Here is an 18,051-nt window from a genome sequence, read left to right as displayed (position 1 = left end):
ACCGCTCAGACCGCTTCGGCCACCGGTTGCGGCGGCAGCGTCGGCGCGGCTTTCCCGGTTTCGCCCGCGGGCTGCTTCGTCAGCAGGCGGCCAAGGCGCGCGAGCGTCTCGGGCAGGTCGCGGCGGTGCACGACCATGTCGACCATGCCGTGATCCTTGAGATATTCCGAGCGCTGGAAGCCGTCCGGCAATTTCTCGCGGATGGTCTGCTCGATGACGCGCGGCCCGGCGAAGCCGATCAGCGCGCCGGGCTCGGCGATATGGACGTCGCCCAGCATGGCGTAGGAGGCGGTGACGCCGCCGGTGGTCGGGTTGGTCAGCACCACGAAATAGGGCAGGCCGGCCGCGCGCAGCCGGCGGACCGCGACGGTGGTGCGCGGGAGCTGCATCAGCGAGAGCGTGCCCTCCTGCATGCGCGCCCCGCCCGAGGCGGCGAAGACGACATAGGGCGTCTTCTTCTCGATCGCGGTCTCGGCGCCCTTGATGAAGGCCTCGCCCGCCGCCATGCCGAGCGAGCCGCCCATGAAATGGAAGTCCTGCACGGCGATGGTCATCGGCAGGCCCTTGACCCGGCCATAGCCGACCTTGAAGGCGTCCTGCGCGCCGGTCTTGGCGCGGGCGTCCTTCAGCCGGTCGACATAGCGCTTCTCGTCGCGGAATTTCAGCGGGTCCACCGCGGCGTCGGGCAGCGCGATGTCGAGCCACTTGCCTTCGTCGAAGGTCAGCCGCAGCCGCTCCGGCGCGGTGACGCGCATATGGTGCTCGGAGCCGGGGATGACGTAGCCATTGGCCTCGACATCCTTGTGGAAGACCATCTGCCCGGAATCGGGGCATTTGATCCAGAGATTCTCCGGCGTCTCGCGCTTGAACAGCGTCTTGATGCGCGGCCGGACGACTTCGGAAATCCAGTTCATTGGATCATCCCTGATGGGCCTGCGGCGCGAGCGCCGTCAGGCGAGAGATGGGGATCGGCTTTTCGCCGGCAAGACGCGCGATGGCAAGCCCGTTCAGGCCGCCTTCGCCACCGAGCGCACGCCCTGCGCGAGTTCGGACACCAGCGAGGTGACAGCCGAAACCGTCTTTTCCGTGGCCCTGCCCTCGCCGTCGAGCGAAAGGCGGACGCGCTCGACCAGGGCCGAGCCGACGACGACGCCATCCGCGCCCTTGGCGATCGCCGCCGCATCGGCCGCCGTCTTGACGCCGAAGCCGACCGCGACGGGCAGGCTGGTATGGCGCTTGATCCGCGCCACCGCCTCGCCCACCGCACCGTAATCGGCGATGGCGCCGCCGGTCACGCCGGTCATCGAGACATAGTAGACGAAGCCCGAGGTGTTCTGCAGCACCTTGGGCAGGCGCTTGTCGTCGGTCGTCGGCGTGGCGAGCCGGATGAAGTTGATGCCGGCCTCCAGCGCCGGCAGGCAGAGCTCGGCATCCTCCTCCGGCGGCAGGTCGACGACGATCAGGCCGTCGACGCCGGCCTTCAGCGCATCCTTCAGGAAGGCCTCGACGCCATAGGCGTAGATCGGGTTGTAGTAGCCCATCAGGATGACCGGCGTGTCGTGGCCGGCCTTGCGGAAGCTCTCGACCATGGCGAGGGTCTTGCGCAGCGTCTGGCCCGCCTTCAGCGCGCGCTGGCCGGCGAGCTGCACCGGCACGCCGTCCGCCATCGGATCGGTGAAGGGGACGCCGAGCTCGATCACGTCGGCGCCGGCGGCGGGCAGCGCGGCGAGGATCGCGCTCGCGGTCGCGAAATCGGGGTCGCCCGCCGTGACGAAGGTCACGAGCGCCGCCCGGCCCTCGCGGGCGCAGGCCTCGAAGCGGAGCGGGATGCGGTTTGGCACGGTGTCGGTCATGATGCCTGCGGTTAGCATGCTGCGCGCAGGCTGGCGAGTGGCTTGCGCGCGGCCCGCGCCTGCGCCACATTGGCCGGACATGCGCGCCTTCGACACCGCCCTGCCCATCGACGCCGTGCTCGGCGATCTCGCCGCCGCCCTGCGCGCGCGGCCGAACGCCGTGCTGGTCGCCCCGCCCGGCGCCGGCAAGACCACGCGCGTGCCGCTCGCCCTGCTCGACGAGCCCTGGACGCAGGGCGGCAAGCTCATCCTGCTCGAGCCGCGCCGGTTGGCGGCGCGCGGCGCGGCCCATCGCATGGCGCAGACCCTCGGCGAGCCGGTCGGCGAGACGGTCGGCCTGCGCGTGCGCCTCGGCTCGAAGATCGGGCCGCGGACGCGCATCGAGGTCGTCACCGAGGGCGTCTTCGCCCGGATGATCCTCGACGATCCGGCGCTGGACGGCGTCGCGGCCGTGCTCTTCGACGAATTCCACGAACGCTCGCTCGATGCCGATTTCGGGCTGGCGCTGGCGCTCGACGCGCAGGGCGGCCTGCGGGAAGAGCTGCGCATCCTCGTCATGTCCGCGACCCTCGACGGCGCGCGTGTCGCGAGGCTGCTCGGCGATGCGCCTGTGATCGAGAGCGCGGGCCGCGCTTATCCCGTCGAGACGCGCTATCGCGGCCGCGATCCGCTGAAGCGCATCGAGGATCAGGTCGCCGAGACGGCGCTGCTGGCGCTGAACGAGCAGCTCGGCTCGCAGCTCGTCTTCCTGCCCGGCCAGGGCGAGATCCGCCGCGTCGAGGAGCGCCTGCGCGAAAAACTGCGCGACCCGGCCGTCGAGATCGCCCCGCTCTACGGCGCGCTCGACCAGCGCGAGCAGGACCGCGCCGTGCTGCCGGCGCCTCCCGGCAAGCGCAAGGTGGTGCTCGCCACGGCCATCGCCGAGACCTCGCTGACCATCGAGGGCGTGCGGGTGGTGATCGATTCCGGCCTCGCCCGCGTGCCGGTCTACGAGCCCGATATCGGCGTGACCCGGCTGGAGACGCGCCGCGTCAGCCGCGCCGCCGCCGATCAGCGCCAGGGCCGCGCCGGCCGCACCGAGCCGGGCGTCTGCTACCGGCTCTGGGAGGAGGCCGCGACCGGCGCGCTCGAACCCTTCGCCCGGCCCGAGATCCTCTCCGCCGATCTGAGCCCGCTTCTGCTCGATTGCGCCGCCTGGGGCGTCGCCGATCCGACCACGCTCTCCTTCCTCGATCCGCCGCCGGCCCCCGCCCTCAAGGAGGCGCGCAGCCTGCTGGCCGCGATCGGCGCGCTCGATGCCGATGGCCGCATCACGCCGGATGGCCGCGCCTTGCAGGCCCTGCCCCTGCCGCCGCGCCTCGCCCGCATGATCGTGGCCGCCGCCCGCCTCGGGCAGGCCGGCGCGGCGGCCGATCTCGCCGCCCTGCTGGTCGAGCGCGGCCTCGGCGGCGATGCCGTCGACCTTGCCGAGCGGCTGGAGCGGCTCAGTCGCGAGCGCGGCGGCCGGGCCGGCGACATGCGTCGCCTCGCCGAGAGCTGGGCCCGCGCCGCCGAGCGCCATGCCCGCAGGGGCGATATCGCCGCCGCCGAGCCGCTGTCGCCCGGGCTTCTGCTCGCCTTCGCCTATCCGGAGCGCGTCGCGAAGGCGCGCGCTGCCGGTTCGGGCCAGTATCTCCTCGCCAATGGCCGGGGCGGTGCGCTCGAAGCCTCGCAGCGCCTCGCCCGCGAGCCCTATCTCGTCGTCGCCGAGATGACCGGCGCGGCCCAGCAGGCGCGCATCATGGCCGCGGCGGCGATCGCGGAAGCCGAGATCGCCAGGCTCGTCGCCCATGGCCTCGCACCCTTTGCCATCGTCGAGCGCGAGGAGGTCGGCTTCGACCGGGCCGCGCGTGCCTTGCGGGCCCGCGCGGTGCGCCGCTACGGCGCGCTCACCCTGGCGGAACGCCCCTTGCCGGTGGCCGGGAGCGCCGAGACTGCCGAGGCGCTGGCGAAAGGCGTCGCCGGGCTCGGCATCGGCCTCCTGCCCTGGACCAGGGCGCAGAATCAGCTCCGCGAGCGCGTCGCCTTCCTGCGCAAGGCCGAGCCCGAGCAGGGCTGGCCCGATCTCTCCGACGAAGGGCTGGCGCAGGAGCCGGAACGCTGGCTCGCGCCGCACCTCCCCGGCCGCGCCTCGCTGGCGGCGATTCAGGCTTCCGATCTCGATTCGGCGCTGGCCGCGCTGCTGCCCTGGGAGCTGAAGCGCCGGCTCGATGCCGAGGCGCCGACGCATTTCACCGCTCCGACCGGCTCCTCGCTCGCGGTCGACTATGCCGCCGAGGCGGGGCCGACGATTTCGGTGCGCGTGCAGGAGCTCTACGGGCTGGCGAGCCACCCGGCGCTGGCCGGCGGGCGGGTGCCGCTGGTGCTGGAGCTGCTCTCGCCGGCGCATCGGCCGATCCAGGTGACGCGCGACCTGCCCGGCTTCTGGCGCGGCTCCTGGGCGGCGGTGAAATCGGAGATGAAGGGCCGCTATCCCCGCCATCCCTGGCCGGACGATCCCGCAGCCGCCGCGCCGACGACGCGGGCGAAGCCGCGGGGGACATAAGCCCTTCGCAGGAAGCAGGTCGTCATCCCGGGTCTGCGCTGCGCTCCGCCCGCGATGACGGCGGCGAGCTGCTTCCGCTCAATTCCCCATCCGCTCGCGCCATTGCCGCTCGCCGGCGAGGCAGGTCGAGGGGGTCGTCGCCTGCGCCTTCCGGATCGTCGCATCCGGCGGCGCGGCCGCGATCTCGCGCAGCAGCTTGGTCCGCGTCGCCTCGACGAACTGGTGCTTTTCCCGGATCGGGATGACGAAGGCGCCGATGCCGGTGACGACGCAGTCGCGGTAATAGGCGTCGAGATTGTCGATGTCGAAATAGCCGGCCTGCTTCAGCATCACCGGCAGGCCGTTGATGGCGACGCCCTTGGCGCCGGCCTCGTCGCGGGCGGCGGTGACGGGGCGTCCGTCATTGTTGGCGCCGTCGCCGGAGATGTCGATGACGCGGCGCATCGCGGTGACGTTCGCCTGTTCGAGCAGTTGCACGCCGAGATCGATCGCGCCCGAGATCGAGGTGCGCCGTCCCCGCCGCGTCGGCGCCTCGCCCAGCTCCTCGGCGAAGGCGTTGGCGGCGGCCGGGCCGTCGATGATCTTCCAGGGCCGCACGACATATTGGAAGTTGCCGCCGGCCCATTCGAAATAGGTCACGGCGATCTTGCCGAGCGCGCCGTTGCCGATGGCGTCCTGCAACTGCTTCGAGCGGAAGGCCTCGATATAGCCGTTGCGCTGCAGGGCGAGCTCGTCGAGATCCATCGAATAGGAGACGTCGACCGCCAGCACGAGCGCGACGTCGACCTCCTCCGGCGGCGGCGTCGCCGTTTGCGCGTTCGGCGCGGCCTGGCTCCACAGCGCCGCCGCCAGAGTCGAGAGACCGTACAGCCAGCGCCGCATCGCCACCTCCGTCATCCTGTCGCGGCGGCAGTGTGCGCCCGCTCGGGCAGGAGACCAAGGCCGAAAGCCCGGAAATCGGCGGGTTTCCGGTCGCGATCCCGCGAGAACCGGGGGATGGGCGGGGCTCAGGCCCCGCGGCGACGCTCGACGATCTCGATGGCGGCCGCGACCACCTCCTCGATGGTCAGCGCCGAGGTGTCGAGGATGACGGCGTCTTCGGCCGCCTTCAGGGGGGCGTCGCTGCGGCCGGAATCGCGGGCGTCGCGGCGGCGGATATCGGCGAGGATGCTGTCGAAGCCGGCCGTCTCGCCCCGGCCGGCGAGTTCCTTGTGGCGGCGCGCCGCGCGCACCTCCGGCGTCGCCGTGACGAAGAGCTTGGCCGGCGCCTCGGGGCAGATCACCGTGCCGATGTCGCGCCCGTCGAGCACGGCGCCGCCCGGCTGGGCCGCGAAGCGCCGCTGGCGCGCGAGCAGCCCCGCCCGCACCGCCGGCATCGCGGCGACGACGGAGGCCGCCTCGCCGATCTCGCGGCCGCGCAGCCGCTCCTCGGGAAATCCGGCCTCGTCGAAGCTGCCGACGATGCGCTCGGCCGCCGCCGCATCGTGGATGTCGTGGCCGGCATCGAGCATGGCGCGGGCGACCATGCGGTAGAGCAGGCCGGTATCGAGGCAGGGCAGGCCGTAATGGGCAGCGAGCCGCTTCGCCAGCGTGCCCTTGCCGGAGGCGGCCGGGCCGTCGACGGCGATGACGAGATCGCCCGTGCCGGGCCTCATTCGATCCGGCCTCCGAGACCGTTCATCAGCGCGGCGAAGCTCGGGAAGCTGGTGGCGATCATCAGCCCGTCATCGACCGTGACCGGCTCGCGCGTCGCCAGCCCCATGACGAGGAAGCTCATCGCGATGCGGTGGTCGAGATGGGTCGCGACCGGCCCGCCGCCGCGCACCGGCGCCCCGCCCGAGCCCTCGACGATCAGGTCGTCGCCCTCGATCGCGCAGCTCACGCCGGCGGCGCGCAGGCCGGCCTCGACGGCGGCCAGGCGGTCCGATTCCTTGACGCGCAGCTCCTGCAGGCCGCGCATCCGCGTCGTGCCGGTGGCGAAGGCGGCCGCGACCGCCAGCACCGGATATTCGTCGATCATCGCCGGCGCCCGCTCCGGCGGCACCGTCACGCCCCTGAGCTGCGAGCCGCGCACGCGCAGATCGGCGACGGTCTCGCCGCCCTCGTTGGCCTCGCGCTCGACGGTGATGTCGGCGCCCATCTCGATCAGGGTGGTCAGCAGCCCCGAGCGCAGCGGGTTGGTCATCACGCTTTCCAGCAGGATGTCGGAGCCCGGCACGATCAGCCCCGCCACCAGCGGGAAGGCGGCGGAGGAGGGGTCGGCCGGCACCACGATCGGCGCCGCCTGCAATTCGGGCTGGCCCTTCAGCACGATGCGCCGCCCGTGCGTGCCCTCCGGCGTCACCGTGACCTCGGCGCCGAAATGGCTCAGCATCTTCTCGGTGTGGTCGCGCGTCGCCTCCGTCTCGATCACGCTGGTCTCGCCCGGCGCCGCCAGACCGGCGAGCAGCACCGCCGACTTGATCTGGGCCGAGGCGACCGGCGTGCGATAGACGATCGGAATCGCCTCCTTCGGCCCGCGCAGGGTCAGCGGCACGCGCCCGCCATCCTCCTGCGAGACGACGACGGTGCCCATCAGCTCGAGCGGGTCGAGGATGCGCCGCATCGGCCGCTTGCGCAGCGAGGCGTCGCCGTCGAAGGTGGTGGTGATCGGATGCGCCCCGCAGACGCCCATCATCAGGCGCGAGCCGGTGCCGGCATTGCCGAAGTCGAGGACGGCCTCCGGCTGGCGCAGGCCGCTGACGCCCACGCCCTGCACGCGCCAGGCGCCCGGCCCGTCATGATGGACGATGGCGCCGAGCGCGCGCGCCGCGGCGGCCGTGCGCAGCACGTCCTCGCCTTCGAGCAGGCCGCTGACCCGGGTCTCGCCGACCGCGAGCAGACCGAAGATCATCGCCCGGTGCGAGATCGACTTGTCGCCGGGCACGCGGACGCGGCCCTTGAGCGGGCCGCCGGCGCGGGCGGTGACGGGGACGGGATCATGATCGTGCGACACGGCGCCTGCCTCTCGGGCTCATGCGAAACGGAACGCGCCGGCCGTAGCATGCCCGCGCCCGCCAAGCCAATGCGGTGCTGCGGAGCCCGCCCCGGCCGCGCGAATCGGGCCCGTGCGCGTCGGCGCCCGGCGGCTCGCGCAAAAGAGCATTTGACAGCGCCGCGCGCCCCGACTAACGGACGCCCCTGCTTTTTCAGAACATGAACGGTTGAAGGGTCCGACGCAGTGGCGAAACCGGAACTCGGAACGAAGCGCGTTTGCCCGGTCACGGGCCGCAAATTCTACGATTTGAACAAGGACCCCATCGTCTCTCCCTATACGGGGCAGGCCTATCCGCGCTCGATGTTCGAGCCGCAGGCGAAGGCGCCGAGCAAGCCGGAGGCCGACGAGGAGGACGAGACCGAGGCCGCCGACGGCGCGGTCGAGCTCGTCTCGCTCGAGGATGCGGATGCGGAGACGTCCGAGAAGGACGCCGTCGTCACCAGCGAGGACGACATCGAGGTCGAGGGCGACATCGGCGGCGACGACGATGACGACACCTTCCTCGAGGAGGATGAGGAAGGTGACGACGACGTCTCCGACCTGATCGACGGCGACATCGAGGGCGACGAGGACAACTGATCCTCGCCCTCGAAAAAAAAGATGACGGCAAAGCGACATTAGGCGCTTGTGTCTTCAGCCCGGGCCGCCTATAGAGCGCTGCGTCGCCGGCAGGCGGCCCGGACCGGAACCGCCGAGGCGGCTTGAAAAGTCCGGTTTGACGGCCGAACCCAACTCGGTCGTGACGCGTGGGGCCATAGCTCAGTTGGGAGAGCGCTTGAATGGCATTCAAGAGGTCGGCGGTTCGATTCCGCCTGGCTCCACCATCTTCCCCTTCCGACATCGCGATCCGGCAGCGGGCCTGACCTGGTCCCGGCGCGCTACGCCGGCACCATCCCGCCCTGCGGCTTCGGGAACGGCCGGAACGTCATCAGGATCAGCATGGCCGCCAGCCCCATGCCCCAGGAGCCGACATAGAGCGGCGCATAGCTGCCGAATCGGTCGTAGATCAGCCCGCCGACCAGCGGACCTGTCGACATGCCGAGGCTGCCGGCCATCGCGGTGCCGCCGATGATCGTCCCCATCATCCGCAGCGGGAAGTTCTCGCGGATGATCACCGCATAGAGCGGCATCGTGCCGGCATAGATGAAGCCGACCACCACGGCGACCGCATAGAAGCCCGCCAGCCGGTCGACGAAGGCATAGGCGAGCACGCCGAAGGCCTGCGCCAGGAGGCCGAGGACGAGCACGCGCTGCGCGCCGAACCGGTCTCCCGCCAGGCCGAAGCCGAGCCGGCCGAACATGCCGGCCATCCCCTCGACGCTGTAGATCGAGACGGCCGCGATCATCGGGATGCCGCAGCTCGCCGCATAGCTCACCGTGTGGAAGATCGGGCCGGAATGGGTGGCGCAGCAGAAGAAGTTCGCCAGCATCAGGATGAGGAATTGCGGCGAGCGCAGCGCCTGCGCGGCCGTCATCTCCGATGACGGGGCGTCCGGCGCCGCCCCGGCGGGTCCGCTTTCGAGCGCCGGCGGGCGGCGCACCAGCAGCGCGGCCGGGATCATCAGCGCGGCGGCGATGCCGGCGACGATCAGCATGGCGCCGCGCCAGTCATGGCGGGTGACGAGCCAGGCCGCGAGCGGCGCCATCGTCATCGGCGCCATCCCCATGCCGGCCGAGACCAGCGAGACGGCGAGCCCGCGCTGCGTGTCGAACCAGCCGGTGACGCAGGCCATCATCGGCGCGAAGACCGCGGCCGTCGCCCCGCCGACGAGAAGGCCGAACAGGAGCTGGAAGGCGATCAGCGAATCGGCCCGGCTGGCGAGCGCCAGGCTCGCGGCCAGCACGACCGAGCCGGCGAGCACAACCGGGCGCGGTCCGAAGCGGTCGGAGAGGCTGCCCCAGACCATGCTGGCCGCCGCCATGGCGAGGAAGCCGATCGTCATCGCGGTGGAGATGCCGGTGACCGACCAGCCGGTGTCCTGCGCCATCGGGCGCAGGAAGACGGGCAGCGAGAACATGGCGCCGATCGCGACGCAGCCGAGAAGGCCGCCCGCCGCGACGATCACCCAGCGATAGGAACGGTTCATCGTCGTCTCCGGAGGATTCGCATGCCGCCGCTGCGGCGCGCCGGGTTCGGGGGCGGATCAGCCGCGTGGCGGCTGCCAGCCCGGCGCCGGCGTGGTGTTGACCATCCAGGGGATGCCGAAGCGGTCGACCAGCGCGCCGAAGCCGGGCGACCAGAAGGTCTCGCCGAACGGCATGACCGCCGTGCCGCCTTCGGAGAGGGCATCGTACCAGCGCCGGGCCTCGGCGACGTCCGGGCTGTGCAGCGTCACGTCGAAGCCGTTCTTGGGCTTCTCGATGTTGCGCGCCCAGCCGACATCCATATCCGCGCCCATCAGGGCCTGGTCGCCGACCTCGAGCCAGCAATGCATCAGCCAGGTTTTGTGTTTCGGGTCGGAGATCGGCATGTCCGGCGGGCCGTCGCCATAGGGGAGGGCCGCGGTGATCCTGCCGCCCAGCACCTTGGCGTAGAATTCAAACGCCTCCCGGCACTGGCCCTGGAAGCTGAGGCTGGTCACGATCTTCATGGTCTTCTCCTGTCGGTCGGGACTCGGCCCGCGGTCCGGCCGGGGGTGGCAGGCCAGCGTTCGACGAGTTCAGTTGATATCAACGTAATAGGGTCGCCGATGTCAACCGGCTGGCTGCAGGCTCCTGACACGCCATGCCGCGGGCCTGCCGGCCGCTCGGGAGCCTGCGGGGAGGCGCCTGGCCGGTCGGGAGCGGCGATGCCGGACGAATGGCGCGGCCGCCGCCGCGTCGCCCGTCCGCCATGCGCCATCCCCGCCCGCTGGCCCGAGGCCGCGAAGCGCGTGGCGGCAGGACGGGAGAAGCGGCGGCGCAGCGCTTGCCGATCAGGCGACCGAGCCTTGCGGCGGCTCGGGGATCTCGTAGCCTTCGGTGGCATAGAGGTTGATCTTGTTGCGCAAGGTGCGGATCGCGATGCCGAGCAATTGGGCGGCATGGGTCCTGTTCCCACCCGTTTCCCGCAAGGTCGCCAGAATCAGGTCCCTTTCGACATCCGCAACCGGCAGGCCGACGAGCTGGTCCATGACGGCCGGCGCGGGTTCGACGTCGTGCATATGATCGTCCTTTTTCGAGCCCCCATAGCCCGCCGGACGGGTCAAGGGGACGGCGTCATGGTTAAGAAAGCGTGAATCCGGTCGGCGGCCCTGCCGCGGCGCCGATATTCTCGGCGTCCGTGGGATCGAAATGCCGGCTTGCGCGTTGTCCGGAACGGCGCCGCTGCCGGCGCGCAAAGCAGGACGAAGACGATGATCAGACAGACAGCAGCAGTTTCCCTGGCCGCTTCCCTGGCCGCCGTGATGATGCTGGCGACGCCGGCGCTGGCCCAGCAGCGCAATCTCGGCCCCGCGACCGGCACGGTCCGGCTCGAGCAGGTGCAGGCTGGCTTCATCGCCGGGGGCGAGGCCGGCGGGGGGACGCTGCGCTATCGCGGCCGCGCCTATCCGATCACGGTCGGCGGCCTCGGCGTCGGCACCATCGGCGCCTCCAAGACGACGGCCTCGGGCACCGTCTACGGCCTGCACCGGGTCTCGGATTTCGCCGGCGCCTATGTGCAGCTCAAGGAGGGCTGGGCCGTCGGCGACGCCGGCCGCGGCACGGTCTGGCTGCGCAACGACAAGGGCGTGACCCTGCGCCTCGCGGCCCGCCGGCAAGGGCTGCAGCTCTCGCTCGGCGCCGATGGCGTCCTGATCGGCTTCAGGAAATGAAGTAAGGATCGCCGGACCGATGCGCGATAGCCTCTAGGTTTTTGGCGCGCCTGGATTATGGTGCGCCGGCCTTGGCTATCGCGCTCGTCCCCTTCGCCGTCCCGATCGTCGCCGCCCTCGCGGCGGCGTTGCTGTGCGTCGCCCTGCGCCCGCTGCTGCAGCGCTATGCGCTGGCGCGGCCGAACGCCCGCTCCAGCCACAAGGTCCCGACCCCGCAGGGCGGCGGCATCGCCGTCCTGGCCGGGGCCTTCCTCGCGGTCGCGCTGGCGCTCCGCCTGAGCCCGCTCGAAGGCGAGGCGGGCCGCAGCCTGCTCGTGGTGGCGGGGGGCGCCTGCGCGCTCGCCCTGGTCGGGGCCTGGGACGACATCCGCCCCCTGCCGGCGGGCCTGCGGCTGGTGCTGCAGGCCGCCTGCGTCGGCTTCGTGCTGATTCGCGCCGCGCCGGAACTGCGGCTGTTTCCCGAGGCGCTGCCGCTCGCGGTCGAGCGGGCGCTGGCGCTGCTCGCCGGCGTCTGGTTCGTTAATCTCGTCAACTTCATGGACGGTCTCGACTGGATCACCGTCGCCGGCATCGTGCCGCTCGCGGCGGCGCTGGCTCTGGCCGGGATGGCGGGCGTCGTCGACCCGGCGACGGGCTGGCTCGCGGCCGGGCTCTGCGGCGGGCTTCTTGGCTTCGCGCCGTTCAACCGGCCCGTGGCGAAGCTCTTCCTCGGCGATGTCGGCTCGCTGCCGATCGGCCTGCTCAGCGCCTATCTGCTCTACCGGCTGGCCGGGACGGGCGCCTTCGCGGCGGCGCTGATCCTGCCGCTCTACCATGTCGCCGATGCGACCATCACCCTGTTCCGGCGCCTGGCGCGCGGCGAGAAGGTCTGGCAGGCGCATCGCTCGCATTTCTACCAGCAGGCGACCGGCAACGGCTTCAGCGTCCGCGCGGTCGTGGGCCGGGTCGCGGCGCTGAATGTCGTCCTGGCGGCGCTGGCCGGGCTCGCGATCGCCTGGACCAGCCTCTGGGCTCAAGCCGGATGCCTCGCGCTCGCGGTCCTGCTGACGGGGCTCTTGCTGCGCGCCTTCGCGACTCCGCGAGCCTCCCATGGCTGAGGCGACGATTCTCGTCACGGGGGCGAGCGGCTTCGTCGGGCCGCATGTCGTGGCGGCGCTCGCCGGTGCGGGCTGGCGGCCGCGGCTGGCGCTGCGCCGGCCGGTTCCGGTGCCGGCCGGCGTCGAGACGGTCCTGACCGGCGACCTCGCTGGGCCGATCGACTGGAGCGCGGCGCTGCAGGGCGTCGACCATGTCGTTCACATGGCCGGCCTCGCCCATGCCGGGCCGGGGCTCGACGAGGCGCTCTACCGGCGCATCAACACCGAGGCGACGCTGGAGCTGGCGCGGGCCGCCGCCGCCGCGGGCATCCGCCGCTTCGTCCACCTCTCCTCGATCAAGGCGCTTTCCGGCGCCTTCGACGGCCCGCCGCTGTCGGAGGAGGCGCCGCCCGCTCCGGCGGACCCCTATGGCCGCTCCAAGCTTGCGGCGGAGCAGGGGCTCGCGGGGCTCGATCTCGACTGGGTGAATCTGCGCCCCGTCCTGGTCTACGGGCCGGGCGTCAAGGCCAATATGGCGGCGCTGCTCAGGCTGGCGCGGCTGCCGCTCCCCCTGCCGTTCGGCGGCCTCCAGGCGCCGCGCTCGCTGCTCGCTGTCGAGAACCTGGCCGACGCCATCCGCTTCGCCCTGTCCCCGGCCTGCCCCGCCCGGCAGAGCTATGTGGTGTCCGACCCCGAGCCGATCAGCGTCGCCGGCCTGCTGACGGCGCTGCGGGCCGGTCTCGGGCGCGGGCCCGGGCTGCTGCCGGTTCCGGAAGGCTGGCTCGGCTTGGCGGCCCGGCTGGCCGGGCGGGAGGAGACCTTCCGCAAGCTCGCCGGCAGCCTCGTCGCGCGGCCGGAACGGCTGCTCAGGGCCGGCTGGCGGCCGCCGGCTGAGACGCGGGCCGCGCTGGCCCGGCTGGCGGCGTCTGCTCGCGCCGGCTGAAATCGGGGATCGCCTCGTCGAGCACGGCGTTCGCGGCGGCGCGGTCATCCGCCTTGACCGCCGCGTCGAGCCGCGCGAGCCAGCTCTGGATCTTGGCCCGGCCGGCGAAGCTGGGCTTGGCGGCCATCACGCCGTCGAGGCCGGTCTCGGCCATGGGCTCGTCATGGGCGAAGAGGATCTCGTTCAGGCGCTCGCCCGGCCTGACCCCGCTGACGACGATCTCGATATCCTCGCCCGGCTCGTAGCCGGCGAGCCGGATCATCCGCTCGGCCAGGTCCATGATCCGCACCGGCTGGCCCATCTTGAGCACATAGACGGCCGCCCGCTCGGAATCCGCATCGTCGGTCCCGGTATGGGACGCCGCGGTCAGCACGAGGTCGCAGGCCTCGCGGATCGTCATGAAATAGCGGATCATGTCCGGGCTGGTGACCGTGACCGGCCCGCCGCGCGCGATCTGCGCCTTGAATTTCGGCACGACCGAGCCGGCCGAGCCGAGCACGTTGCCGAAGCGCACCGCGACGAGGCGCACGCCCGAGGCGGCCGCGACGAATTCGGCGTCGCGCGACTGCGCATAGATCTCGGCGAAGCGCTTGGTCGCGCCGAGCATCGAGACCGGCTCGATCGCCTTGTCGGTCGAGATCAGCACGAAGGTGCCGGCGCCCGCCGCGACCGCCGCGTCGGTGACGTTCACCGAGCCGAAGATGTTGGTCTTGATGCCCTCGCTCCAGTCGGCCTCGAGATAGGGCACATGCTTCAGCGCCGCGGCGTGCACGACGATGTCGGGCCGGAAGCCGGCGAAGAGCGGCATGATGCGCTCGCGGTCGCGCACATTGGCGAGCACGCCGGAGACGACGGTGTCGCGCCCCTGCACGGCGAGGAGTTCGGTGATCTGGAAGAGCGCGGGCTCCGAGCTCTCGACGACCAGGATCTCGGCGGCGCCGAAGGCGGCGCAGCGCAGGCAGATCTCGGAGCCGATCGAGCCGCCGCCGCCGGTCACGATGACGCGCTTGCCTTTCAGGAAGGCGCCGAGGCGCTCGCGGTCGATCGCGACGGTCGAGCGGACCAGCAGGTCCTCGATCTCCAGCGGCGCGATGTCGGTGTCGCGCGCGCCCTCGCCGGAGGTGTCGATCCGCGAGATCGGCAGAGCGAGCCGGCGCGTCTGGGCGAGCCATTGTTCGGGATGCGCCTCGGGCAGCAGGGCCGAGGGCGTCGCGACGATGCGGCGATAGCCCTCGCCGCGTTCGGCCGCGTCCCTGGCGATGCTCCCGATCTCCCCGAGCAGCCCCAGCACCGGCACGCCGCGGATCGACTGGCCGAGATCGTCGGCGCGCGGCGACAGGATGCCCGCGGGCCGGAGGCGGCGCATCGTGCCGCTCTCCATGGCGCGGATCACCATCTCGATCTCGACGCCGCGGCCGAGCAGCAGGGCCGGCAGGGTCGCCTCGCGCTCGGCGCTGATCCGCGTCCGGGAGTATTTGAAGTAGCGATAGGCCAGGCGCGGCCCGCCGAGCAGCGCGATCTGGACCAGCCAGTAGAGCGCGATCGAGATCTTGCCGAAATAGAAGGCGCCGTAGAAATCCGGCGAGACGAGGAGGTAGTCCACCGCCAGCAGCGTCAGCGTCAGGACCGAGACCGCCTTGACGATGTTGGACAGGTCCGGCAGCGAGGCGAAGCGCCATTTCGAGCGGTAGAGCGAGAAGAACCAGTAGACCAGCCCGGCATAGGCGACGAAGAAGGGCAGGAAGCGCGGCAGGTAGCGCAGATGCTCGGTCAGGAGCCGGCCTTCGAAGCGCACGACGAAGACGAGCCAGATCGCCAGCGCCGTCATCACCAGATCGTGCAGGACGATGGCGGATTTCTTCAGATTCTGTTTGGGCAGGGCGGCCATGTCGGGCGGATATCCCGCTCCCCCGCGCGCTTGTCAACGGAGGCGGGCGGAAGCGGGGAAGGGATCGTGCGGGTTCCGGCGGCCGCCGCGTCCCGGTCCTGGCCGCTCCGGGCGGCCGGCGCCTGGGAGCGTTCAGGCGGCGAGGCGGTTCACGCGCCCTGCGGCTGCGCCTCCAGCCCGCGCAGGATGAAGGCGATCATCTCCTCGGCGGAGGGGCCGGGAATGCACTCGCACTGGCTGATCAGGAGCGGGTGCATGAAACGGATCATGGCGGTGCGGATGCAGCCCGTCGCATGGGCCGGCTCGATGGCGCGGAACTCGCCGCTCGCGACCCCGTCCGCCAGGACGCGGCGCAGCACGGCGTCGAAGCGCTCGATATGGGCGATGATGGCGTCCCAGCTCTCCTCCATCGCCGCGCAGACCATTTCCTGCATGCGGGCATGGCCGGCGAAGCGGGCGGCGTTCAGCCGGAAGGAGGCGATCAGAATCTCCCGCAGCCGGTCGGCGGCGGGCCTGTCCTGCTCGGCGATGGCGATGATCGCCTCTTCCTGCTCGCGCTTGTAGCGCTCGAGCACCGCCTCGTTGATCGACTTCTTGGAGTCGAAGAAACGGTAGACATTGGCAGGGCTCATCCGTAGGGACTTGGCGATGTCCGCCACGGTCGTCTTCTGGTATCCGATATCGCGGAAAAAGCGCTCGGCGGTGTCGACGATGATCTGCCTGGTATCGCGTTCGGGGTGACTCACGGCCTGGCCGTTAGGTTCGATTTCGATGAAGGCGGTTGAGAATAGATCGCTATGACGAAATTCGTCAGCCGTCAACATATGGGGATTAAAAGATTTTTTCCAAGCCGGCAATAAACGGCTTGACCCGCGGCGCATAGACGGGCGGCCCGAGGCAGGCCCGGCCCCGCACAGCCGCCGGGCAGAGGCGGCCCCTCGCAGCCGCGGCATTCCGCCGGCCCATGGCGCGGCCGGAGCGCGCCGATCCCACGCGGAACCGCGCAGGGCATCCGGGCTCGCCGGGATCCATGCGGGAGCCCTTCCGGCAGAGCTTCGGGCATCGGCCCCCGGATCTCCGCGAAATTCTGGCGGATTTCAGGGAAGGCGGATTTCAGGGAAGGCCGGCGCCCGCCCGGCCGCGGGCGATCGCGAGCAGCGTTTCGACGTCGAGATGGCGCGCGAGATGGATGGCGAGCGCATCCAGCGTCTGTTCCACGACCGCATCGAAGCGCAGCGCGGTCAGCGGCGCGCCGCCGGCGATTCCGGCGAGCCAGGCCCCGCGCACTGCATCCGAGGCGAAGATGCCGTGCAGATAGGTGCCCACCACCCGCCCGTCCGGGCTGCTCGCGCCTTCGGGCGCGCCGTTCGCGAGGAAGGAGGCCTGCAGGGTATCCGGGCCGTCGGTGCGGCCGAGATGGATCTCATAGGCCTGCCCTTGGGTTGCGCTGGCGACATGGGCGAAGGCGACCTCGCGCACCGTCTTGCGGCCTTCAAGCGTGGTTTCGACGTCGAGCAGGCCGAGGCCGGGCGCCTCGCCGCCGGAGCCTTCGAGCCCGGCCGGGTCGCGCACGATCCGGCCGAGCATCTGGTAGCCGCCGCAGAGCCCGAGCACATGCCCGCCGCGGCGGCGATGGGCGAGGATGTCGATGTCCCAGCCCTCCGCCCGCAAGGCGGCGAGGTCGCGCAGCGTCGTCTTGGAGCCGGGCAGGATGACCACGTCGCAGACCGGCAGCGCCTGTCCGGGCGGCACCAGGAGGAGATCGACGGCCGGTTCCAGCTTGAGCGGGTCGAGATCGTCGAAATTGGCGATGCCGGGCAGGATCGGCACGGCGATGCGGATGCGGGCATCGGGCTTGCGCTCGGATCGCAGGTCGAGCCCGTCCTCCGCCGGCAGGCGATGCGCCGCCGCAAACCACGGCACCACGCCGAGGCAGGGCCAGCCGGTGGCGGCGGCGATGGTCTCGACGCCGGGCCGGAACAATTCGACGGCGCCGCGGAAGCGGTTGACGGCGAAGCCCTGGATCATCGCGCGGTCGGCGGGGTCGAGCACGGCATGGCTGCCGACCAGGCTCGCGATCACCCCGCCCCGATCGATGTCGCCGACCAGGATGGCGGGAACCGCGGCGGCGCGGGCGAAGCCGAGATTGGCGATGTCGCGGGCGCGCAGATTGGTCTCGGCGGGCGAGCCGGCGCCCTCGACGATGACGAGGTCGGCATCGGCGCCGAGCCGCGCGAAGCTCGCCAGGACCTGCGGCAGGAAGTCGCCGCGCCGGGCGAAGTCGCGCGAGGCGAGGCGGCCGGCGACCCGGCCTTGCAGGATGATCTGACTGCCCTGCTCGCCTTCCGGCTTGAGCAGCACCGGGTTCATGTCGGGATGGGGGGCGACGCGGGCGGCGCGGGCCTGCAGCGCCTGCGCCCGGCCGATCTCGCCGCCGGCGGTGGCCGCGGCGTTGTTGGACATGTTCTGGGGCTTGAACGGACGCACCTTGAGGCCGCGATCGGCGAAGAGCCGGCACAGCCCCGCGACGATCAGCGACTTGCCGACATTGGAGCCGGTGCCGAGAATCATGACGGCGGGGGTGCGGGCGCGATCCATGCGCCTGCTTATAGCCTGTCGCGGGAAACGGCGCCCCCCTTGCCGAGAGGCGCGGCCGGCGCGTTCCGAGGCCGGAAACGGGGCGGGGCGATCCCGCCACGCCGATCCTGCCACGTCATGGCCGGACCCCGGACATAGTTCGCCGGCCTACTGCGGCATCCTGCTGCGCCAAAGGGGCGAAGTCGCAACGGGCGTCCGCCGTAGACCGGCTGAAACGCAATAGACACTGACCTGTGACGAATGTCAACATTCATCACTCGGTATTTTTCAAGCGAGCC

General features: G+C 71.5%; 16 protein-coding genes and 1 tRNA gene. 6 read left to right on the top strand and 11 right to left on the bottom strand.

What is annotated here, in order from left to right; genetic code table 11:
• Positions 1-5 precede the first annotated feature (5 nt).
• Together accD and trpA are read right to left on the bottom strand one after the other, a co-directional pair.
• Positions 6-914, bottom strand: a complete 909-nt coding sequence (gene accD / locus ACWH43_RS22070; RefSeq protein ID WP_158446799.1) for an acetyl-CoA carboxylase, carboxyltransferase subunit beta — start codon at positions 912-914, stop codon at positions 6-8.
• Positions 915-1,007: 93 nt separating this feature from the next.
• Complete coding sequence (gene trpA / locus ACWH43_RS22065; protein ID WP_158446800.1) at positions 1,008-1,853, bottom strand: tryptophan synthase subunit alpha; 846 nt, start codon at positions 1,851-1,853, stop codon at positions 1,008-1,010.
• Between the two features lie 79 nt (positions 1,854-1,932).
• Here trpA and hrpB point away from each other — a divergent pair, with 79 nt between their 5' ends.
• Positions 1,933-4,437, top strand: coding sequence for an ATP-dependent helicase HrpB (gene hrpB, locus ACWH43_RS22060; protein WP_158448301.1), 2,505 nt, complete (start codon positions 1,933-1,935; stop codon positions 4,435-4,437).
• A 78-nt stretch (positions 4,438-4,515) separates the two neighbouring features.
• Here the strand turns inward: hrpB and ACWH43_RS22055 are convergent, their stop codons facing one another.
• The 3 genes from ACWH43_RS22055 to aroA all read right to left on the bottom strand — a co-directional run bounded on the left by ACWH43_RS22055 (position 4,516) and on the right by aroA (position 7,432).
• The gene (locus ACWH43_RS22055) at positions 4,516-5,319 is read right to left on the bottom strand and encodes a DUF1194 domain-containing protein (RefSeq protein WP_158446901.1); all 804 of its coding nucleotides are present in this window, start codon (positions 5,317-5,319) and stop codon (positions 4,516-4,518) included.
• A gap of 125 nt (positions 5,320-5,444) precedes the next feature.
• Entirely contained in the window at positions 5,445-6,092 is a 648-nt protein-coding gene (gene cmk, locus ACWH43_RS22050; RefSeq protein WP_158446900.1) for a (d)CMP kinase, read from the bottom strand.
• Positions 6,089-7,432, bottom strand: a complete 1,344-nt coding sequence (gene aroA / locus ACWH43_RS22045; RefSeq protein ID WP_158446899.1) for a 3-phosphoshikimate 1-carboxyvinyltransferase — start codon at positions 7,430-7,432, stop codon at positions 6,089-6,091. The genes cmk and aroA overlap by 4 nt, the downstream gene beginning before the upstream one ends.
• Positions 7,433-7,657: 225 nt before the next feature.
• On the opposite strand from aroA, the gene ACWH43_RS22040 reads away from it, so the two are divergent.
• Positions 7,658-8,053 carry a TIGR02300 family protein gene (locus ACWH43_RS22040; RefSeq protein WP_158446898.1) on the top strand — a complete coding sequence of 132 codons (396 nt, stop codon included), beginning with the start codon at positions 7,658-7,660 and terminating at the stop codon, positions 8,051-8,053.
• Between the two features lie 169 nt (positions 8,054-8,222).
• A tRNA-Ala gene (locus tag ACWH43_RS22035) sits at positions 8,223-8,298 on the top strand.
• 54 nt (positions 8,299-8,352) lie between these two features.
• On the opposite strand, the gene ACWH43_RS22030 is transcribed toward ACWH43_RS22035, so the two are convergent.
• The 3 genes from ACWH43_RS22030 to ACWH43_RS22020 form a co-directional block, all read right to left on the bottom strand.
• Positions 8,353-9,561, bottom strand: a complete 1,209-nt coding sequence (locus tag ACWH43_RS22030; RefSeq protein WP_158446897.1) for an MFS transporter — start codon at positions 9,559-9,561, stop codon at positions 8,353-8,355.
• 57 nt (positions 9,562-9,618) lie between these two features.
• Positions 9,619-10,065: a VOC family protein gene (locus tag ACWH43_RS22025; protein ID WP_158446896.1), complete on the bottom strand. Its 447-nt coding sequence runs from the start codon at positions 10,063-10,065 to the stop codon at positions 9,619-9,621.
• Positions 10,066-10,389: 324 nt separating this feature from the next.
• Entirely contained in the window at positions 10,390-10,617 is a 228-nt protein-coding gene (locus ACWH43_RS22020; RefSeq protein ID WP_158446895.1) for a helix-turn-helix domain-containing protein, read from the bottom strand.
• 192 nt (positions 10,618-10,809) lie between these two features.
• Between ACWH43_RS22020 and ACWH43_RS22015 the strand changes: the two genes are divergently transcribed.
• From ACWH43_RS22015 to ACWH43_RS22005, 3 genes are all read left to right on the top strand, one after another.
• The gene (locus ACWH43_RS22015; RefSeq protein ID WP_158446894.1) at positions 10,810-11,268 is read left to right on the top strand and encodes a hypothetical protein; all 459 of its coding nucleotides are present in this window, start codon (positions 10,810-10,812) and stop codon (positions 11,266-11,268) included.
• Positions 11,269-11,345: 77 nt separating this feature from the next.
• Positions 11,346-12,365 (top strand): MraY family glycosyltransferase, encoded by a 1,020-nt coding sequence (locus ACWH43_RS22010; RefSeq protein ID WP_158446904.1) that lies wholly within the window; start codon positions 11,346-11,348, stop codon positions 12,363-12,365.
• Entirely contained in the window at positions 12,358-13,287 is a 930-nt protein-coding gene (locus ACWH43_RS22005; RefSeq protein WP_158446893.1) for an NAD-dependent epimerase/dehydratase family protein, read from the top strand. Before ACWH43_RS22010 ends, ACWH43_RS22005 begins: the two co-directional genes overlap by 8 nt.
• Here the strand turns inward: ACWH43_RS22005 and ACWH43_RS22000 are convergent.
• From ACWH43_RS22000 to ACWH43_RS21990, 3 genes are all read right to left on the bottom strand, one after another.
• The gene (locus tag ACWH43_RS22000) at positions 13,211-15,166 is read right to left on the bottom strand and encodes an SDR family NAD(P)-dependent oxidoreductase (RefSeq protein WP_448153671.1); all 1,956 of its coding nucleotides are present in this window, start codon (positions 15,164-15,166) and stop codon (positions 13,211-13,213) included. The two genes, ACWH43_RS22005 and ACWH43_RS22000, sit on opposite strands and share 77 nt — an antisense overlap.
• Before the next feature lie 158 nt (positions 15,167-15,324).
• Positions 15,325-15,921: a TetR/AcrR family transcriptional regulator gene (locus ACWH43_RS21995; protein ID WP_260349251.1), complete on the bottom strand. Its 597-nt coding sequence runs from the start codon at positions 15,919-15,921 to the stop codon at positions 15,325-15,327.
• A gap of 367 nt (positions 15,922-16,288) precedes the next feature.
• Entirely contained in the window at positions 16,289-17,773 is a 1,485-nt protein-coding gene (locus ACWH43_RS21990) for a cobyric acid synthase (RefSeq protein WP_158446892.1), read from the bottom strand.
• Between the last annotated feature and the right edge of the window lie 278 nt (positions 17,774-18,051).

It is taken from the genome of Allobosea minatitlanensis (genome assembly GCF_964020775.1).
The sequence above is the reverse complement of the archived record's forward strand: the minus strand, read 5'-3'. Positions and strand labels throughout refer to the sequence as shown.

Excerpts from the sequence above, each read along its gene's own strand:
- accD (WP_158446799.1), bottom strand. The coding sequence starts at position 914 with ATGAACTGGATTTCCGAAGTCGTCCGGCCGCGCATCAAGACGCTGTTC.
- trpA (WP_158446800.1), bottom strand. The coding sequence starts at position 1,853 with ATGACCGACACCGTGCCAAACCGCATCCCGCTCCGCTTCGAGGCCTGC.
- hrpB (WP_158448301.1), top strand. The coding sequence starts at position 1,933 with ATGCGCGCCTTCGACACCGCCCTGCCCATCGACGCCGTGCTCGGCGAT.
- ACWH43_RS22055 (WP_158446901.1), bottom strand. The coding sequence starts at position 5,319 with ATGCGGCGCTGGCTGTACGGTCTCTCGACTCTGGCGGCGGCGCTGTGG.
- cmk (WP_158446900.1), bottom strand. The coding sequence starts at position 6,092 with ATGAGGCCCGGCACGGGCGATCTCGTCATCGCCGTCGACGGCCCGGCC.
- ACWH43_RS22030 (WP_158446897.1), bottom strand. The coding sequence starts at position 9,561 with ATGAACCGTTCCTATCGCTGGGTGATCGTCGCGGCGGGCGGCCTTCTC.
- ACWH43_RS22025 (WP_158446896.1), bottom strand. The coding sequence starts at position 10,065 with ATGAAGATCGTGACCAGCCTCAGCTTCCAGGGCCAGTGCCGGGAGGCG.
- ACWH43_RS22020 (WP_158446895.1), bottom strand. The coding sequence starts at position 10,617 with ATGCACGACGTCGAACCCGCGCCGGCCGTCATGGACCAGCTCGTCGGC.
- ACWH43_RS22015 (WP_158446894.1), top strand. The coding sequence starts at position 10,810 with ATGATCAGACAGACAGCAGCAGTTTCCCTGGCCGCTTCCCTGGCCGCC.
- ACWH43_RS22005 (WP_158446893.1), top strand. The coding sequence starts at position 12,358 with ATGGCTGAGGCGACGATTCTCGTCACGGGGGCGAGCGGCTTCGTCGGG.
- ACWH43_RS21990 (WP_158446892.1), bottom strand. The coding sequence starts at position 17,773 with ATGGATCGCGCCCGCACCCCCGCCGTCATGATTCTCGGCACCGGCTCC.